This window comes from Streptomyces sp. JLBJ103 (assembly GCF_058215575.1).
The window spans coordinates 5,568,088-5,584,388 of record NZ_CM177089.1 but is presented as its reverse complement, the minus strand read 5'-3'; the positions used below and the strand labels follow the sequence as shown (position 1 = coordinate 5,584,388).

Here is a 16,301-nt window from a genome sequence, read left to right as displayed (position 1 = left end):
GCTTTGACGGATTGCGTCCGCTCGGAGGTGAGTCCGCACGGTCCGGGTCAATTTCATCAGGGGGGCGGGTTCCACCGCGAATCGGACCCGGGATGGGTGCCGGGATGGGACTCGGGATCGGCGTCGGGATCGGTGCCGGGAGTCGGGCTGACACCCGGTCAAGAAGCAGGGCCCACAGCCCGCTGGAACGCCCCCGGAGTGACCCCGAAGCAGCGCACGAACCAGCGGTGGAAGTGGCTCTGGTCGGCGAACCCCGCCTCGGCCGCGGCCTGCGCCGCGCTGCGCCCCGCCATCAGCAGCCCACGGGCGCGGCGCAGTCGCAACTGACGCTGGAAGTCGCTGGGGGCCATGCCGTATTCGGCGCGGAAGGCCCGGTAGAGCGCGAACCGGCTGCATCCGGCCGCCTCCGCGAGCCGGGCGGCCGGGATCTCCAGCGCGTACTCCTCCTCCAGCACCACCCGGGCGCGCCGCGCGGCCCGCGCCTGTGCGCCGCCGGCCGGGAGCGTACGGGCGCGTACCGGCCGGGTGGCGGTGCGCCGCACCATCGCGCCGACGGCGGCCGTCAACCGCTCGTCGCGCACCAGCGGACCCGCGCCGCCGACGAGGGCGGTGTGCAGCCGCAGGAGGGCGTGGCCGAGGACCGGATCGGACAGGACGGGCTCGGCGAAGAGCGGCAGCGCCACCCGGCTGTGGTCGACCTTCCCCACATCGGACAGAACATCTCTCACTACATCCGGACCAATATGCACAATCCGGTACTTGTAGCCGAGTTCCCCGGCGGCCTCCCCGTCATGCGGATCGTCCGGGTTGAAGCCCATCACCAGCCCCGCCCCGCTGGTGCGCAGCGCACCCCGGCAGCGGAAGCGCTGGGCGCCGATCTCGGTCACGCCGAAGGAGTACGCGTCATGGCTGTGCGGATGGAAACGATGGCTGAAGAAGTGCGCGTGCATGGCTTCGACGGGCCGGTCGGGGTCGCGCCAGTAGCGGGCCCAGTCGCCGGGGCCCTTGTCTCGCTCGCCACCTGGGTTCACCGCTCCATTGTGCAACGGCGCCGCCCCGCGTCTGTTGTGCAACGGGCCTGCCCCGCGCCCCCGCACCAGCGTTCAAGACCGTGCCGTGGGCCGCGGGGGAGGGTCCTCCCATGCGTTTCGACACCAAGATCGCGGTCATCGTCCGGGACGATCTGGCCGACTGGCAGAAGCTGAATGTGACCGCCTTCCTCTCCAGCGGGCTCGCCCACGCCACGGACGAGATGGTCGGCAAGGCGTACGAGGACGCCTCGGGCAACACCTACCTCCCGATGTTCCGCGAGCCCGTCGTCGTCTATGCCGCCGACTCCCCCGCCCTCACCCGCACCCACACCCGCGCCCTCTCCCGCCAACTGACCACCGCCCTCTACACCGAGGAGCTGTTCACCACCGACAACGAGGACGACAACCGCGCCACGGTCCGAGCGGTCGCGGCCGACGACCTCCGCCTGGTGGGCCTCGCGGTGTACGGACCGCGCAACGCGGTGGACAAGGTGACCAAGGGGCTGAAGCTGCACGGCTGAGTGGCAGGGTGGCTCATGAGCGTAGTCAAGATCAATGAAGCTGCCAAAGTACGCACATGAACCCGGTGCTCCTTCGTCCACGGCGCCCTCTGTTGGTCGGCGGGCACAGACAAGAGAAGGCCCCGCCCTGCGCTACGGGGGGTGCGCGTGGGCGGGGCCGTCCGCTCCGATCAGGTGACCGTGCGGTGGTTCAGTCAGCAGCCAGGCAGTCGACGCAGTTCACTGTCCGCTGCCAGCGGTAGACCTCCCTGTGGCCGGTGTCGGGGATGGCCGCTCCGCAGCGAGCCGCTACCGGATGAGTGTTGATCTTGTGGACGGTCATCAGGTCGTCTCCGATGGTCCCGGGGAACCAGCCCGGATCAACTGGGACGGCTCCTGGTCTTGATATCTGCGGCTTCCCCACCTAGTCCAGCTTCCCGGTCCAGGCGAGAGTGATGATCAGCGCGCAGGCGATGTAGACCCCGAGATGGACTGACGCTTCGGCAAACCACCGGAGGCCGAGTGTGAAGCGGGTCATTCGGCGTCCTCGCAGGGCTTCGGTGGCCCGTCCCAGGGCCCCATCGGCGAGATCACGTTGTCGGGATGAGTGACCCATTCCTTCCCGCCGCTCAATGGCCTCAGGAACGCCAGCCGAACCGCCACCTTCGGGAGATGTCCCGGTTGGCTGCCGTCCACGTAGTCCATCACGTCCATCAGCTTTCCGAGGCGCCCGTTGTCCTTGTCGCGCACGGTGTGACCGATGGCGTGCTTCACACGCCCCACTGAGGACTTCATGCGTCCCCCCGATGCAGCGGTCCGGCGTGGTGGCGCTGGAGCATGACTACACAGTCTGTCGCCTTCGAACCGTCGCCGACCGCGCGCCAATGCGCCTGTTGCCGCAACATGCTGCGGCACACATCGCATTTGAAGGCCGATTGTTGCCAGGCGGCAGGACGCGGCACGCGGGACAGGTGGTAGGTGTCCCACTGTGCGTTGCCTCTGGGGATAACACTGCTCGGACGTCCGCGGACTTTGGTGCGTCAGTGGGCTGGCCCGTCATGAGGAAACCTCCCGCTCCAGCATTGGGAGGAGAGGTCTGGCTGTAGCTTTGGGCACGTCGTTAACCTCCTGGGGGTTGATGGCCACGCCCCCGGGCCGGTTGCACGGTCGCGGGGGTCCTTATGGGCCCCCAACGTGCCGAAACGGACGGCTGTCGGACAGGGATGTAACGTCCTAGTTTCAGCGCCTTAGCTGGCCATTCCTAGGAACTCAGCAAGCTTCCGCAGACCAGCGGGGCGCGACGATCCGGCCCAAAGGTCGCTGACTATGGCCACGGCCAACGTGTGATGCCGCATCCATGCCGGGGCAATCTGCCGCAGCTTCTCAAGCGCCTTCACGGCGCCTTCCGCGTTGCCTAGGTCCGTATGCGCCCGTGCCACGTCCAGCAAGAGCCAGGTACGCCAGGACGGTGGAGTATCAGCGCTGAGACGCATCCCCTTGGCCAGCGTCAGAGCCTCCGCCGGGCGCGCGTGCTGGACGGCCAGGCGGACGCGCTCAATTCGGACGGAGGAGCGGCTGAAGACCGAAACCATCTTGCCGTCAGCCGGGGGCGGCAGCGTGGCGAGACGCTTCGTCTCTTTCTCGGCCGTCGTCATCATCTCGTTCGCCGTGCTGTAGTCGCCGGAGCGGGCGGCAGACGTGGCAGCGGACATGAGCAGACCGCCCCATACCCGCAACCCCTCAGCAGAATTTCCGTGTTCCTTCTCGACTCCGTCAGCGGCGTAAACGGCAACGTGTTGCGCATCGTCCAAGCGGTTCTGTCGCTGGTAGTTCCAAGCCACGCTGTTACTGATCATCGGGGCCAACAACGGGTCGGAGGAGTCGGCAGCCGCGTTCATGGCGCGTTCCAGAGCGCTCAGCGCTAGGTCCGTCTTCCCCAGGCGAATAGCCAGATGTCCAGCAAGCTGAAGCGACTTCCCCAACGCGGCCTGTCCTGCCGCCCGTTCATCGACGTTGCCCACAGCGGCGGTAAACCGTGCGTCGTTGACGATTCCGGGCAGCACGTCCATGAGGCGCCCGAACTCCGCGTCGTGGTACAGCGTCCAGCCGTCGGCGATCTCCCGCCTGAGGAGTGGCAGGGACAGCCGCTCAGCGCCGTTCGGCTCAGGGGGCGGAGTGAACAGCGGCGGCATGACTGCGCGCCGTACAGCGACCAACTGGGGCGGGTCCGCGTCGCCGGAAGAGGGGGCTCCCGGAGGGTCTCCAAGTAGGGCGGTCAACTCCACCCCCAAGCCGCGTGACAGGCCGTGCAGAGTCGGCAGGCGTGCGCTGTGCTTGCGCCTCTGCTCCAGCTTCCTGATCACGTCCACGGACACGCCGGAGCGCTCCGCCAACCCCTCTTGCGTGAGGTCTGTGAGTCGGCGAAGTCGTGCCAGCCGGTCGCCCAGGTGCTCAGCCATGTCACCGAGAGTACGACGGGCAGGGCAGGGTGTCAGCGGCTCTGATCGTTAACGACAGCATCGACACGGGTCACTGACGGACAGCGGACACAACGACAGAAGCCCCAGCGGCCAGCCTGACGGACAGGCGGTCACTGGGGCTCAGGCGTCCGGCCACGCGGACATCGTTAACGGCACATGCGGCCAGGGCGGCGGACAGGCTCCGGCGGCTGGCCGGACAGCGGCAAGAGGCGGCCAGGCTTACCCCGCGGGTGGCCAGGGGAGTTGGACCAAGTGGACGCCGTCGTCCGCTGTCCCCCCTCCTGACCTGGGTGTCTCGCCTCAGAGTCCGTCGTCAACGGCCAGAGCGTCCGGGGTTCACGATGGGGCGGACAGGCTCCGGACGGGCGGCGGACAGGTCGCGGCGGATCTCTCGAATCAGGGCCAGGATGTCCGTCAGGGTCGGGGCCCTGTCCGCTGGCTGGCCGGGCTGGCCGGTCACGTGGTCCGCTCCTGGCAGAGGGCAGCCACTCGTCCGGCGCCAGCCAGCCGGAGTCACCCTTGATCCGGAATCTGCGGGCCTCATGGTCGTAAACGACGCTGGGCGTCGGCCAGTCCGCCGGATAGGTCCGCCAGTCCAGGCCCGCCTCATGGAGGAGGCTCTGGCGCCGTGCCGTCTCGTAGTCGTACCCGTCGCCGTCCAGGGCTGCCAGGCGGGCGCGGACGCTGGCCAGCGGTGGCTCCGGGTTGCTGGCGTTCATGGTCGGCGTGGCGGTCACGCGGGCACGCTGCTGACGTCGGTTCACTCCGTGCCCTCCAGCTTCCATCCAAGGGTCTGCATCGCCTTCGGTGTCAGGCCCAGGGCCTCCGACGCGTAGTGGTACTCCTGGGCCTGCCAGGCGGAAGCGGCGCCGGACAGTAGCGCTGTCTCGTAGACAACCAGGACAGCGACGGTCCCGGCGGCTGTCTCGTCCCACATGAACGACTGGGGAGACGTCCAGAGGCTCCGCCAGCGGGCCCGCTGGGCGTCCGTCCACTCGACCCCTTCGGGAGCGGGCGGCGGGTCCAGGGTCGTCTCCACGGGCAGGGTGATCGTTGCTGTCGGCTGGGCCCTCCCAAGCTGGCGGCGGGCGCCGTAGCGGGAGTGGCGGGCGCCTGGGTTACGCGGCTTGGCCACGGCGGACTCCTTCGCTCTGTGTGTGCGGCTGGGCCGCGTATTGGGGTTGATTGGTTGCCGGACCATGCGGAGACCTCTCCCGCGTTCGACGTCCCCTACCGGTTGGGGGTCACCCCCCAGGGGGAGGATCACGATCAGTGATGATCGGCGCGGCATCATGAACGCAGAGGCGAGACAGCGCGCGTGCCTGTGCCCTGTCCGCCAGTGCACAGGGACAGCGACCAGGACAGGGGCAGGCAAGGCGTTCACGACTCGGGGTCGGTGCTGCCGTCCAGGTCGTCGGGCCATTCGCCCGACGCTGGTACGACCAGTCCAGTGCCCAGCCAGGTAGCGGCGGCAGCGTCGGCCACGTCGAACTCGTCGCCTTCGCTGTAGTCCTGGCCGTCCAGGGACAGGTGACGGGAGAGGGCCACGCGGACTCTCACGGCCGCAGCCGCTGCCGTCGTGAACGCCGAATACGTGCCCACTCCATGACGTGGACCAGGCAGCGGTCCAGGCTGCCGGTAGGCACGTCGCAGCGGGGATGCCGACAGGTGTTCACTGGGCCTCCTTCCAGGGGCCTGAAACGGGGCCAGGCAGAATCAACTACCTAGGCCCCGTACGGGTGTCAGACGTCAGCGGAGGGTCAGGTTCGTGAACGATCGCGCCGCCATCTGGGCCTGGCGCAGAGAGCGAAGGGCCAGGGCAGTGCGCGCGGCGGCGGCACGTTCCGGGTCGCCCGACTTGGCGGCACCCTCAAGGGCGGCGTGCCGGAGAAGGACGCGAGCGGACTCCAGGAATCGGGCTGCATGCCCCGTGCCATCGCGTAGTCCGTCAGCCAGTCCGACGAGACCAGTGCGCCGACCGCGTCCTGACGGCTGGCCAGTCGCTGGAGGACCAGGGACAGCGACGCGCCGTCACGGCTGAGAGCGCCGTCCAGCAACATCTGAGCGTCCATGCGGGCGCTGGCCGTCTCCGTCTTGTGGACCTTCGGGCGTGCCGTCTCATACAGGGTCGCCTCCGCGACGGTGTACCTCGTATCGAAGTCAGCGAATGCCTCAGCCACCTTCTGAGCGGCCGACTCCTTCGCCTCACGGGCCAGGCGGTTCCGGCCCTCCGGATACAGGGTGTCGTCCGCCAGAATGGAGGACGCCTCACGGCTGGCCTGGGAGGCGAGGGACATTTCCGTGGATACGGCGTTGGACATGCCGCTGATGATCTGGCGAGTGTCGGCGTCCAGGTTGTAGCCACGATCCGCGTTGCTGGAGAACTCCGCCAGGTAGCGGTCAGCCGCGTCCGCCACGGACTGGGCGGCGTAGGCGCGGTCGGCAGCAGCGTCAGGGAGGGGGGTGGGGTGGGTCTCGGCAGCGGACATTGAAGTCTCCTTCATGAAACGGGTGTTGGATGAGACCAGGCGCCGTCTGGCGGCCCGGTGAGGCCCTCCTGGACGCAGAAGGCCAAGAGGGCGGAGAGAGGCTCTTACGCGGCCTCTGAGGCGTCTTCCAGGAGGTTTAGGCCCTCGAAGTAGAAGGACTGGCGGCCCGGGGACCGCATGGACCGTCGGGGGAAGCCAGCGGCCCGGATCAGGCGGTTGAACGCCCCCAGGGGGACAGTCGGCTGGCCAGCGGAGCGGAGAGCCCTCTGAACGGCGTCGTACAGGGCGATCGCGGCAGTAGCGCCGTCAGGGTGTGCGGTGGCCACCAGCGGCAGGGCGTAGTCCAGGCTGGGGAGGTGCTCCAGGTCCTGGGGGCGAACGGCGCTCAATGGCGGGACTCCTTCGGGAGAGCGGGAGGCGCCCCAGTTGAGGCGCCTGGCACCCCGGAAGGCCCGCCCCGCGAAGGGACAGACCAGGGGAGGTCAGCGCGGCGCAGCGTCGCGGACCAGCTTCCGGAGGTCGGCCAGGACCATTCGGACGTCGGGCGCGTAGTCGTCACCCAGGCGGTTCGCCTCCGCGACAGCCACCGCCCAGCCGGAGGCCAGCTTCCGGAGTTGCTCGAACTGGAGCGGGTGTCCGTCCAGGTGCCATCCGGAGGCGTCGCGCTTCGGCGTGTACATGGAGAAGCGCCAGACCATCAGGGCGGCCTCCATGGACAGCGTCGCGGAGGTCGGAGCGGGCGCCAGGTCGGCCGGGACCGACTCCGGCCAGGAGGCGGCCAGTTCGCGTTTCACGGCGTCCACGGCCTTGATCGTGGGGCGGACCTTGTGGGCTTTCAGCGCGAAGACTGCCGCGTCCTGGACGTCCAGGGCGTGGATGTGCTGACCGTGTTGGCGCCAGCCCTGGGGGGCCTTCCGGATGCCGGTTGCTGCGATCGTGTCGACTACGGCGGAGATCAGAGCGTCAGCCACTGGTCAGGCCCCCTTCTGGGGCGAGCGGTACGAGCGGACGCGGCAGGTAGGGGAATGGAACTTCGGAGGGCGGCCACGGCCGGAGTAGGGAATGGGCTCCTGGCAGCCAGGGCCCTGGCAGACGGCTTCGTCCAGCTCTGACAGGCGGATGGACTGGGCGTCCTCCGCGTCGTCCTGAAGCTCCCTACAGAAGTCGTCTGCCTCCTCCTCGTACTCGCACATCGTCCGGCGGCCTCTGCCGCGCGGCTGGAACGGCTGGCCACAAAATCGGCACGTCACCAGCGGGCGCGGCTTCTCGCGTCTGGAGCGGGACAGCGCGGTACGGCAGCGTGCGGAGCATGTCCGGCGCTGGTCGCGGAGTGAGCGGCCGTCTTTCGCGTCGGTCATGCCGGGCGGCTGGCGTCGGCGGAGTCGGCCTTCAGGCGTCGGGATCTCGTTCGTGCAGCCAGGGGCCTGACAGGTCCCGTCGAAGTCGTCGTGTGGGTCGTTACGCACGAGTGAACTCCGTTCATAGATACGGCAGTTGGGGACTTCGTGGGTGGCTCCCCAGGGCCAGCGGCGGCGGTAGCTACTCCGCTGCCATGTGCTGGCCCCGGGCCCTTGCCATCCCGAAGGAGGTCGCGCTGGGTTGACCGGCCAGCGCCCCGGAGCTTGAGCATGAAGAAGGCCCCAGCCGCACAGTCCGCTGCCTCCCCCTGCCAGGGTTCGGAGACGCGGACCCGTGCGACCGGGGCCAGTTGCGCGCTGCTTCGTATACCGCTGCGCGCCAGCGGTTGTCAGGTGTGCGGCTGGGAGGTCCTGGCAGGGACAGCCGCAATGGAGGAGGGGAGTACCCGTCACTCCCCTACAGGTGAGGACCTCCCCCACTGCCGGTAGCCCCAGGTCGTTAACGCAGACCGGCCAGGCCAACGGGTCGGCGAAGGCGGCAGCGACAGACGGCCAGGCGCCACGGACGCTGTCACTCGGGCCAGGTGAGGGCCTGACGTTCACGACGGAGGCGGCCAGGCACCGCCGGGAGTGGCCCAGGCGGGGGCGTACGGGGCCCTGGCGGAGGCGCGTACGGCGTCTGGGGGAGCGGCTGGAGGTCGGCGGAGATGGCTGACGCGGGGCGCTGTTCTTGAATCGCTGGAGTGGAAACACCTACTTGGCTGAGCCCCAAGAACAGAAGCCATGTAGGAGTTATTTGTTTAGGTGATTCATTCAAAAAAATATAAGAACTATGCAGGTCAGAGCCCTCTAAAGTCTGGAGCTCTGACACGCCAAAGGGCCCAGGGGTCTCTCCGCCGTAGGCACCCCGCTCCGGCGCCAGGAGCCGCGCCCGCGCTCAGGGCCCAGTCGCACCGTGAACGCTTCTCAGCGGGTCGTGTACGGCTTCCAGACGGCTGAAGGGGGCCGACCCCATCGGGCCGACCCCCAGTCACTCCTCCGCCGTCAGCGACGGTGCCTCCTTCACGCGGCGGGCAACGCCTCCAGCGCTCGGCCGCACGCTCCGCCGCTGTTGAGGACACCGGTCCGGGCTCACTCGCCAAAGTCCGTCCGGACCGGTGCCTAGGGGTTGGGGTGGGTCAGGCAACGGAGTCCGGCGCCTGAGCCCAGGTGATCTGAACGCGGTCCGCAGTGTTTGCGTTGCGGCCACGGCCGATGGACTTCGCAATGCGGATCTGGTCCACGAACAGGGCGATGAAGTCGCGCCGCTCCTGGAGGCTCCAGCCGTCCCACGTCGAGCCCGGTCCGACTGGGTCTATCTCCGGGTCTGTCCACTCCAGCGGGATGGCGATTGCGGCGGGACCAGCCGCCTCCAGTTCGGCCACACGCGCCCCTGTGCGCTCCTCATGGGCCGTCAGTCGGGTCACGGAGTCCATGAACATCTTCCGGCCCGTCTCGCCCCCGTAGAGGCCGTCCTGGCGGTCCTGGTACAGCGTGCGCAGGGCGCCCCGCACGTGCTCCAGCTCCGCCTTAGCGGCGGCCAGTTCCGATTGACGCTCGCTCGTGTCCTGTTGAGCGGCGAAGCGGCGGGCGGCTTCGGCCAGGATCTCCTGATCCTCCGGGTCCAACGGGTCCATGGCCTCCAGGCGCGACCAAACATCTCGGACCACCACGTCATCTGTGGTGATCATGTCGATGGCCAAGCCGCCGTGGCCGGGCACGGCTCCAGCCGCAGCACGGTTACAGCGGTATAGGCGCTTGCCGTTGCGCTCGTCCGACACCATGACAGAGCCGCAGACGTCACAGAACAGAATGCCCATGCCGCCCAGAAGCGTGGGTACGGAACGGCGGGTCTGCTTAACCACGGGGGTCCGGCCGTCCAAGATGTCTTGGAGGCGCCACCACTCGCCAGGCTCCACGATGGCTTCGTGGGCCTCCAGCGGGCGTCCCTCTTCGTCACGGATGATGACGCGCTTACCGGCCTTGCCGGGGGTGTCCTTCGTCTTCTTAGTGCGCCCCTGCCACTCGATGGCGTACCCGGCCAGACGCGGGTCCCGGAGGACGCGAAGGACAGTGGTGGACATCCAGATGGTTGTCCCTATTGGCTCCGACTGGGCACGCTTGCGTCGGGCGGCCAGGCGGTTGCCGTCGTTGGCGTTCTTCGTGGGGACTCCTGCTTCGTTCAGGCGCCGCGCGATGTCGGCAGCCGAAACGCCTTCGGTCGCCCAGATCACCATCTGGCGGACGTGGTCGGCCTCTGAAGTATGAGGGACCAGGCGGACGACGTTCAGCTTCCCTCGCTGTACGCGCTCCGTCGTAAACCCGTAGGGGGCCATGCCGGACGTGTGGCCGCCAGCCTTGCGGATGCCCTCCTTCGTCGCCGTGATGTACGCCGACTTCATGTCGGACTCTTGCTTCGCCAGGGCAGCGATCAGACCGAAGATCGCGACGCCGACCGGGGTCGACGTGTCCAGAAACGGCTCCTCCACGCTGACCAGGAGGACGCCGTACTGGCGTAGTTCCTCCTCGATCTTCATCGCTTCGAAGGCGCCCTGACGGGTCAGGCGAGACAGCGCGAAGACCACGACCGCGTCAATGTGTCCGGCGCGGACGGCGGCCATCATCTCTTCGAACTCGGGACGCTCCACGTTGGGGTCCCAGCCGCTCCGGCCGACGTCGGCGAAGGTCCCCGCCAGGTCCCAGCCCTTCGCAGTGATCAGGGCCTCACACTTGGCCCGCTGTGCTTCCGGGGATGCCTGGGAGTCGTCCTCACGACGCTTTGACTGGCGGATGTAGGAGACTGCGCGCACATGGTCCAGATTAGGGGCCCAGCCGGGGCCCCTCGTAGAGAGAGGTGTCATGTGCCTAGTGTGGTAAAAATCAATGTGCTGACCGTTCCCGAGGAGCAGCGCGAAGTGCTGGAGAAGCGCTTCGCCTCGCGCGCCGGGACCGTGGAGAACTCCGACGGCTTCGAGTGGTTCGAGCTGCTGCGCCCGGTCGAGGGGACCGACCAGTACCTCGTCTACACCCGCTGGCGCAGCGAGGAGGACTTCCAGGCGTGGATGGAGGGCCCGATGAAGGCGGCCCACCAGCGCGGCGGCGAGAACGCCCCGCAGCAGAAGCCCGCCGCGTCCGGCTCGACGCTGTGGTCCTTCGAGGTCGTGCAGCAGACCGGGCCCAAGCAAGCTTGACGACCGGAGCCCCCTGACCTTGGCCAGGGGGCCCGTCCGATGGCGGCTCATGCCCCACGAGGATCGCGCCCACCGACGGCTGACGCAGCCGCTTCGAAAGCCAGGTGCCACGGATAGTTCTCCGGTCGGCCCTGGCCCGGCTTGTTGGGTACGAAGCCGCCTTCCCCGTAGAGCACCTGTACGCCCATCGCGCGGAGCGTGGCAACGCTGGTGTCGAACTGCGTGTGCTGGACGTAGGCGGCGTTGACGCACGGCATGGTCACGGTGGGGATGCCCTTGCCGATGGCCTCGGCCACGAATCCGACGATGAACTTGTCGGTGATCCCGAGCGCCCATTGGTTGATCGTGTTGAAGGTGGCGGGTGCCAGGACCGCGACATCCGCTGGGGGCCAGACGTCGGGCTCCCACGGCAGCTTTTACTGGCTGCGCACCGGGTGTCCGGTCAGCTCCGCCAACTCCCAGTCAGCTGACTGCGCTCGCTCAATGACCCCGGCGATGTTCAGCACGGGCGGAGCGGCGGTTCCGAACAGGTAGAGCACGCGGTTCGTGGTCACGTGGGCAGTCCACCGCGTAGTCCCCGCACCCGCAAGGGGCATCGCGCTGGCCACGGTGGCTCCGCGGACGCCTAAGTTTGCCGGTAGAGCAAGGTCTAGGCTCGCGGCATGACTGATTTCCTTCAGGTGGCGACGGCTACGGAGAGCCGCAAGGAAGCTGAGAAGCTGGCAGGGTCGGTGGTGGCGGCTCGGCTTGCTGCGGGGGCGCAGATCGTCGGGCCGGTGGTCTCCGTCTTCTGGCATCAGGGCGAGTTCGGGACGGGGCAAGAGTGGCAGCTCTTGCTCAAGACCCGCGCCGACCGCTACCCCGATCTTGAAGCGCACCTCTTGGAGCATCACCCGTGGAAGAATCCCGAGGTGTCGGCTGTGCCGATTGTCGCGGGTTCGGATGCCTACCTGCGATGGGTCGAGCAGACCACTCGGCCAGACTCTGGGAACTGACCCCTCACGTTCTGGCTTTCTCCAAAACGTCGGCCACGGCCGGAAGCTCGCGGTGGGCGCTGAGCTTCTGGAGGATCGGTGCGAGTCGCTGGCGCGGGCGGACAGACGCCACACCGGCCGACAGTTCCAGCGCGCGGCCGGTGATGGTTGTGGCCTGCTCGACTTCTCCGGCGGTCAGGTAGGAGTCGGCGAGCCAGGACAGGTAAAGGCTCTTGTCACGGGCGTGAGTGTCGTCGTAACGGGAGAGAAACCCCTCCAATGCGGGAACGGCACGGAGGGGGCGGCGTAGCTCGGTCCAACATCGACCCGCCATGATTTGCAGTCCGTTCCCACCCCACGCTGCCCAGTCGGGCTGTGGGGTTCCGTCGTCCTCGCTGAGCGCCGTTTCAGCGGCGCTGAGGGCACGTTCGGTCTCGTCCGCGTCTCCGGCGGCGGCGTACGCCCAAGCAAGGCGCCCGTACAGAAGCGCGCGCACGCCGGGCGGGGCTTCAGGGCCTGCGGTGTCGCACGACCGCACGGCTGTCTCTATCCCGACGGTGCGGTCCGCGTTGATCTTCTGGTAGGCGAGAAAGGCGAGAGCGTTCCCGGCGAGGGCTGTGTCTCTCGCTTGGGTGGCAGCCTGGTGACCGGCCTCGTAGAGGCTGGTGGCATCGGCGTGCTTGCCCGCGTCGAATGCGGCCCAACCGGCTTGCTGGGCCTGCTCGGAGAATACCGACAGGAGCGCGCGGCCGGTCTCTTCCGTATAGCTGCCCTCTCGAAGCATCGTCTTGGTCGCTTGGTACTCGCCGAGGTAGACGCGGTAGGTGTCTCCCCCACCCAGGACGTCATCGAGTCGCCGTAGTCGCGCCGTACGCCGACGCAATTGGTCGGGTACATCCCGGCCGATCCGGCGGCCCGCCTTGAGCTGGGCCAACTCGGGCAGGCCGAGGACCAAGCCCGTTCCGGCCGAGGCTCGGAAGAATTCCCTGCGCAGCACTGTTTCGTTTCCCCCTCTGGTCGTGGGTGTGGTGCGTGCTGTGGTACGAGGGGCACCGCTACGGGGTTGGATAGCCACCTCCCAGTCGCGGGGAGCCAGGCCGAGTAGATGTCCAGGGATGCGCAAGGCGTCGGCGATCGTCGCGATCTTCTCGAACGACGTGATGCGACCCTGACCACGGGCCAGAGTGCCGACTCGTTCGGGCTTGATGTCGCACTCTGCGGCAATCTTCGAATAGCTGATCTCTGCTAACTCCCGGGCAAGGGCGAACACGGCGCCGAAGTCGTGAGTCACGATCGCAGCACGCATCTCTGCATGACGGAGAAGTTCTTGCGGTAGTGCCGTCGGCGGTTGGTAAGCGGTCATCGTGAGCCCCATTGCGCCTGCTGATGACAGTGTGTCGCAAAGTCGTGACCGTCAGCCTACCCATGATGGGTATAGCCAGGGGCGGGAAGCCAGCGACGTTACTCCGCAGCACAGTTGACAAACAAAGACCCCCGCGACCGATGCGAGCGACCCGGGGGCATGGTCAACGCTGCCTAGGAGCGTCAACGTGCCAAACCATATCCCCCCGTTCGTGCGCTGGGTGTTGCGGCTGCTGCCGTCCAGCGCAGGTCGTCACCCCGCCGGCGAGCCAAGCTCTTCGGTGACGTGTGCGGACGCACCGTCGCTGCAACTGCCCAGTGTCCATGAAGTGTTGTATCGGCCGGTGCCGCGGGGCGAGGACGTGGGCCTTGTCCGGCCGTATGTCGTGGCGCATAGGCGCCAGCAGGAGGAGCGTCGGAAGATTCACGCTCGCGTGGAGTCGGCGTGTGCTCCGCACGGAATGGTGGTGGCCGGGTGAGTGCGCAACGGCGTCTGCTCCCTTGGTCGGGGCCCGCTGGTAAGCCGTGCTACCTGGTGTCCGATGCGGACGGCGAGGGGTTCTTGTCGCGGCTTGCGGACGATATGGAAGCGGTGCAGCTCCGCATGGGCTCCGAACTCCTTGCTCACGCTGGCGCGCTGCTCGGTAATCCGAAGGCTGAAGCCGGAGAGCTGCGCTTCCTTTCCAACCGTCTGGTCGAGGCGCTGCGTGATGCCCTCCGGGTCGCGGAGAGTCGTGGCAGGCGTCTGCCGGTGTCCGACGACGATGGATCGGCTGAAGCGAGCGAGGTGGACGAGTGAGCCCGGATCGGCGGTTCTCGTCCGGGTGGCGTCTCGGAGCCACCCCTGTGGGACTGCGCGTATCCCGTGATCTGGACGGCTGTCTCACGGTGACACTCGGGATCGCCCGTCTGGGCAAGCATGTGGCGCTCGCTCCGCTGGTGCTGTCCGTGGATGAGGCGGAACAGCTCCACGCGGGCCTGTGCTTCGCACTGGCCCCGGAGACTCCGTCGCTGGATGCCCCCGAGTGCCGCAGGCCGGTCCGCTACCCCGGTGGCCGACAGCAGTACTGAGACGACTCCGGTCTGAATCATGCGCAACAACCGAAGAAGCAGCGCCGGACCACCCCCAGGCCTGGACAGCTCGGGGTGGTCCGGTTGGGGATCATGACGAACCCCGGTGCCGATGGTGCCGGGGTCGTCGTCGTGTTCTCGTTCGGCGCGGCCCGGATTTTCAGAGTCAGACGACTTGCGAAGAACGGGGCTTGGGACGATGCGCGGCCCTGGGGACGACGGGTTCGAAGGTGAGGCGGCAGACCTGCGTCGTGTCCATGGCCACCGGTGAGTTGAGTACCCTGCCCTATCGGCCACCGCCATCACGCTCTACCGCAAGAGCCATGGCCAGGACACGCAGAACCCGAACCGGCCGCACACCGTCGCAACCGCCCATAGCCTCCTCCCCCCGAAGGTCTCGAAGGAGTCCCGTCTTGATCAGCCAGGCGCAGGCCGCCGCCATCGCCGACCGTTGGCTCAATCCGCAGGGCCCACAAGCTCCGCAACGCCAAGTGGTCACGCACGAGTTCGACCTCGGCTGGGTGGTCTGGGCAGTGCCGCCGCCCGAGCGCGACCCGGTGACCGGGCAGCGGCGCCCTCCGGCCGAGATCGGTGGCGCATGTGGCGTCGTCGACCGCCGCACCGGCGAGCTGACCGTCTGGCCGTCCGTGCCGGTCGAGGAGGTGGTGCGGATGTACCAGGAGAAGCACGGCGGAGCGGGGGCAGGCGCCGGTGTCTCCGCCGAGCGCCCTGTCACCGGCCCCGGCAACACCACCGTCTTCACGTACGTCGATCCGTCGAACGGCGAGGAGACCAGCCTCTTCCGCAACTCGGCGCCGGGGCTGCCGCACTCCGAGTACCAGGCGATGGCCGAGATCCAGCAGATGGGTGTCCCACCGCAGAATGTGGTCGCGATCCACACAGACTTGAGCTCGAGCCTGCTCCCCGGCGGCTACCCGGGCGAGATGCTCCAAGGTGCCTTCCCCAACGCCCAGTTCTCGTGCACACAGAACTACGGTCTGCGCCCGGAGGAACGAGCCGAAGGCGTCGCCGGGCTCCTCCAGCACGTCGAGATGATGCACCAGATCGCCGGGCAGCAGCCCCCGCCCCGCCCGCAACGCGTAACAGTACGGGCGAATGTGACACCGGCCCAGCCGATGCGGGACGTGGCTCTCGGCCGCCACCTCGCCGAGGTGTTCGGCGTCGACGACGTACGGCGGTACGACGCCGACGACGTGGCGCAAACGCAGCTGCCGGAAGCGGCCAAGGCCACACTCACCTGGGGCGGACTCCCCGCGGACATCCCGTTCTTCTTCACGGCCGACCGGGCCGATGCCCCTCCGCGGGGCGGACTGTTCACTGACGCGGCGACCTATCTGCGCGAGGTCGGGACCCAAGCCAACGAGTCGACGCTGAACACGCTGTCAGGACACGTCCGGATCGGCACGGACGGCGTGGCCGCGATCACCGTCCAGTGCACTGCTCCCCGGCACATGACGACGCCGATCGGCCAGGTCTGGGCGGTCCCGCCGCGGGACGCCATGGGCCGCCGCGTGAACACGTCCGTATCCGCTTTCGCCCGTTCACTGGCGTTGCTGTCCACCACACGACAGCGGATGCGGGGCATGGACCCGGTCGCGGCGGGCGAGGCGGTCGCCGCGTTCCAGGAGCAGTTGGCGGCAATCGAAGCGACAGCGCTGGACGATCCGAAGAACTGGTGGTCCGTGATCGTCGAGCAGATGTGGCACGGATTGTTCTGACCGCGGTCGAGGGGAGCGAGGGGAGCGACCGCCTCCGGCCGGGAGGCCGGGGGCGGTCCGCGGGGAC

General features: G+C 68.1%; 18 protein-coding genes. 6 read left to right on the top strand and 12 right to left on the bottom strand.

The window, feature by feature from the left end; all coding sequences use genetic code 11:
* Positions 1-158: 158 nt before the first annotated feature.
* The gene (locus AC4BEG_RS24700) at positions 159-950 is read right to left on the bottom strand and encodes an AraC family transcriptional regulator (protein WP_490707175.1); all 792 of its coding nucleotides are present in this window, start codon (positions 948-950) and stop codon (positions 159-161) included.
* A 191-nt stretch (positions 951-1,141) separates the two neighbouring features.
* Here AC4BEG_RS24700 and AC4BEG_RS24695 point away from each other — a divergent pair, with 191 nt between their 5' ends.
* Complete coding sequence (locus AC4BEG_RS24695; RefSeq protein ID WP_490701935.1) at positions 1,142-1,552, top strand: DUF2000 family protein; 411 nt, start codon at positions 1,142-1,144, stop codon at positions 1,550-1,552.
* Positions 1,553-2,065: 513 nt separating this feature from the next.
* On the opposite strand, the gene AC4BEG_RS24690 is transcribed toward AC4BEG_RS24695, so the two are convergent.
* From AC4BEG_RS24690 to AC4BEG_RS24655, 8 genes are all read right to left on the bottom strand, one after another.
* Positions 2,066-2,305, bottom strand: a complete 240-nt coding sequence (locus AC4BEG_RS24690) for a hypothetical protein (protein WP_490701934.1) — start codon at positions 2,303-2,305, stop codon at positions 2,066-2,068.
* Positions 2,306-2,778: 473 nt separating this feature from the next.
* Positions 2,779-3,990 (bottom strand): helix-turn-helix domain-containing protein, encoded by a 1,212-nt coding sequence (locus tag AC4BEG_RS24685; RefSeq protein ID WP_490701933.1) that lies wholly within the window; start codon positions 3,988-3,990, stop codon positions 2,779-2,781.
* A 781-nt stretch (positions 3,991-4,771) separates the two neighbouring features.
* Positions 4,772-5,146 (bottom strand): phage terminase small subunit, encoded by a 375-nt coding sequence (locus AC4BEG_RS24680; RefSeq protein WP_490701932.1) that lies wholly within the window; start codon positions 5,144-5,146, stop codon positions 4,772-4,774.
* Positions 5,147-5,391: 245 nt separating this feature from the next.
* Positions 5,392-5,559 (bottom strand): hypothetical protein, encoded by a 168-nt coding sequence (locus tag AC4BEG_RS24675; RefSeq protein ID WP_490701931.1) that lies wholly within the window; start codon positions 5,557-5,559, stop codon positions 5,392-5,394.
* A gap of 212 nt (positions 5,560-5,771) precedes the next feature.
* Positions 5,772-6,500, bottom strand: coding sequence for a hypothetical protein (locus tag AC4BEG_RS24670; RefSeq protein ID WP_490701930.1), 729 nt, complete (start codon positions 6,498-6,500; stop codon positions 5,772-5,774).
* A gap of 104 nt (positions 6,501-6,604) precedes the next feature.
* Positions 6,605-6,889, bottom strand: a complete 285-nt coding sequence (locus AC4BEG_RS24665; RefSeq protein ID WP_490701929.1) for a hypothetical protein — start codon at positions 6,887-6,889, stop codon at positions 6,605-6,607.
* A 93-nt stretch (positions 6,890-6,982) separates the two neighbouring features.
* On the bottom strand, positions 6,983-7,471 hold the full coding sequence (locus tag AC4BEG_RS24660; RefSeq protein WP_490701928.1) for a hypothetical protein: 489 nt from the start codon (positions 7,469-7,471) through the stop codon (positions 6,983-6,985).
* Positions 7,472-9,036: 1,565 nt separating this feature from the next.
* Entirely contained in the window at positions 9,037-10,707 is a 1,671-nt protein-coding gene (locus AC4BEG_RS24655; RefSeq protein WP_490701927.1) for a recombinase family protein, read from the bottom strand.
* A gap of 51 nt (positions 10,708-10,758) precedes the next feature.
* Here AC4BEG_RS24655 and AC4BEG_RS24650 point away from each other — a divergent pair, with 51 nt between their 5' ends.
* Entirely contained in the window at positions 10,759-11,088 is a 330-nt protein-coding gene (locus AC4BEG_RS24650) for an antibiotic biosynthesis monooxygenase family protein (RefSeq protein WP_490701926.1), read from the top strand.
* A gap of 47 nt (positions 11,089-11,135) precedes the next feature.
* Here the strand turns inward: AC4BEG_RS24650 and AC4BEG_RS24645 are convergent, their stop codons facing one another.
* Both AC4BEG_RS24645 and AC4BEG_RS24640 read right to left on the bottom strand, forming a co-directional pair.
* Positions 11,136-11,501 carry a flavoprotein gene (locus AC4BEG_RS24645; RefSeq protein WP_490707174.1) on the bottom strand — a complete coding sequence of 122 codons (366 nt, stop codon included), beginning with the start codon at positions 11,499-11,501 and terminating at the stop codon, positions 11,136-11,138.
* 3 nt (positions 11,502-11,504) lie between these two features.
* Positions 11,505-11,642, bottom strand: coding sequence for a hypothetical protein (locus AC4BEG_RS24640; RefSeq protein ID WP_490701925.1), 138 nt, complete (start codon positions 11,640-11,642; stop codon positions 11,505-11,507).
* Between the two features lie 108 nt (positions 11,643-11,750).
* Between AC4BEG_RS24640 and cutA the strand changes: the two genes are divergently transcribed.
* Positions 11,751-12,083, top strand: a complete 333-nt coding sequence (gene cutA, locus AC4BEG_RS24635; RefSeq protein ID WP_490701924.1) for a divalent-cation tolerance protein CutA — start codon at positions 11,751-11,753, stop codon at positions 12,081-12,083.
* 4 nt (positions 12,084-12,087) lie between these two features.
* On the opposite strand, the gene AC4BEG_RS24630 is transcribed toward cutA, so the two are convergent.
* Positions 12,088-13,425, bottom strand: coding sequence for an NsdA family TPR-like regulatory protein (locus AC4BEG_RS24630; protein ID WP_490701923.1), 1,338 nt, complete (start codon positions 13,423-13,425; stop codon positions 12,088-12,090).
* A 534-nt stretch (positions 13,426-13,959) separates the two neighbouring features.
* Between AC4BEG_RS24630 and AC4BEG_RS24625 the strand changes: the two genes are divergently transcribed.
* From AC4BEG_RS24625 to AC4BEG_RS24615, 3 genes are all read left to right on the top strand, one after another.
* Positions 13,960-14,223: a hypothetical protein gene (locus AC4BEG_RS24625; protein ID WP_490701922.1), complete on the top strand. Its 264-nt coding sequence runs from the start codon at positions 13,960-13,962 to the stop codon at positions 14,221-14,223.
* 47 nt (positions 14,224-14,270) lie between these two features.
* The gene (locus tag AC4BEG_RS24620) at positions 14,271-14,495 is read left to right on the top strand and encodes a hypothetical protein (protein WP_490701921.1); all 225 of its coding nucleotides are present in this window, start codon (positions 14,271-14,273) and stop codon (positions 14,493-14,495) included.
* Positions 14,496-14,908: 413 nt separating this feature from the next.
* On the top strand, positions 14,909-16,234 hold the full coding sequence (locus AC4BEG_RS24615; protein WP_490701920.1) for an SUKH-4 family immunity protein: 1,326 nt from the start codon (positions 14,909-14,911) through the stop codon (positions 16,232-16,234).
* Positions 16,235-16,301: the final 67 nt, after the last annotated feature.

Bases quoted from the DNA above. Each gene is read 5' to 3' on its own strand.
- AC4BEG_RS24685 (WP_490701933.1), bottom strand. From the start codon at position 3,990: ATGGCTGAGCACCTGGGCGACCGGCTGGCACGACTTCGCCGACTCACA.
- AC4BEG_RS24700 (WP_490707175.1), bottom strand. From the start codon at position 950: ATGCACGCGCACTTCTTCAGCCATCGTTTCCATCCGCACAGCCATGAC.
- cutA (WP_490701924.1), top strand. From the start codon at position 11,751: ATGACTGATTTCCTTCAGGTGGCGACGGCTACGGAGAGCCGCAAGGAA.
- AC4BEG_RS24670 (WP_490701930.1), bottom strand. From the start codon at position 6,500: ATGTCCGCTGCCGAGACCCACCCCACCCCCCTCCCTGACGCTGCTGCC.
- AC4BEG_RS24695 (WP_490701935.1), top strand. From the start codon at position 1,142: ATGCGTTTCGACACCAAGATCGCGGTCATCGTCCGGGACGATCTGGCC.
- AC4BEG_RS24630 (WP_490701923.1), bottom strand. From the start codon at position 13,425: ATGACCGCTTACCAACCGCCGACGGCACTACCGCAAGAACTTCTCCGT.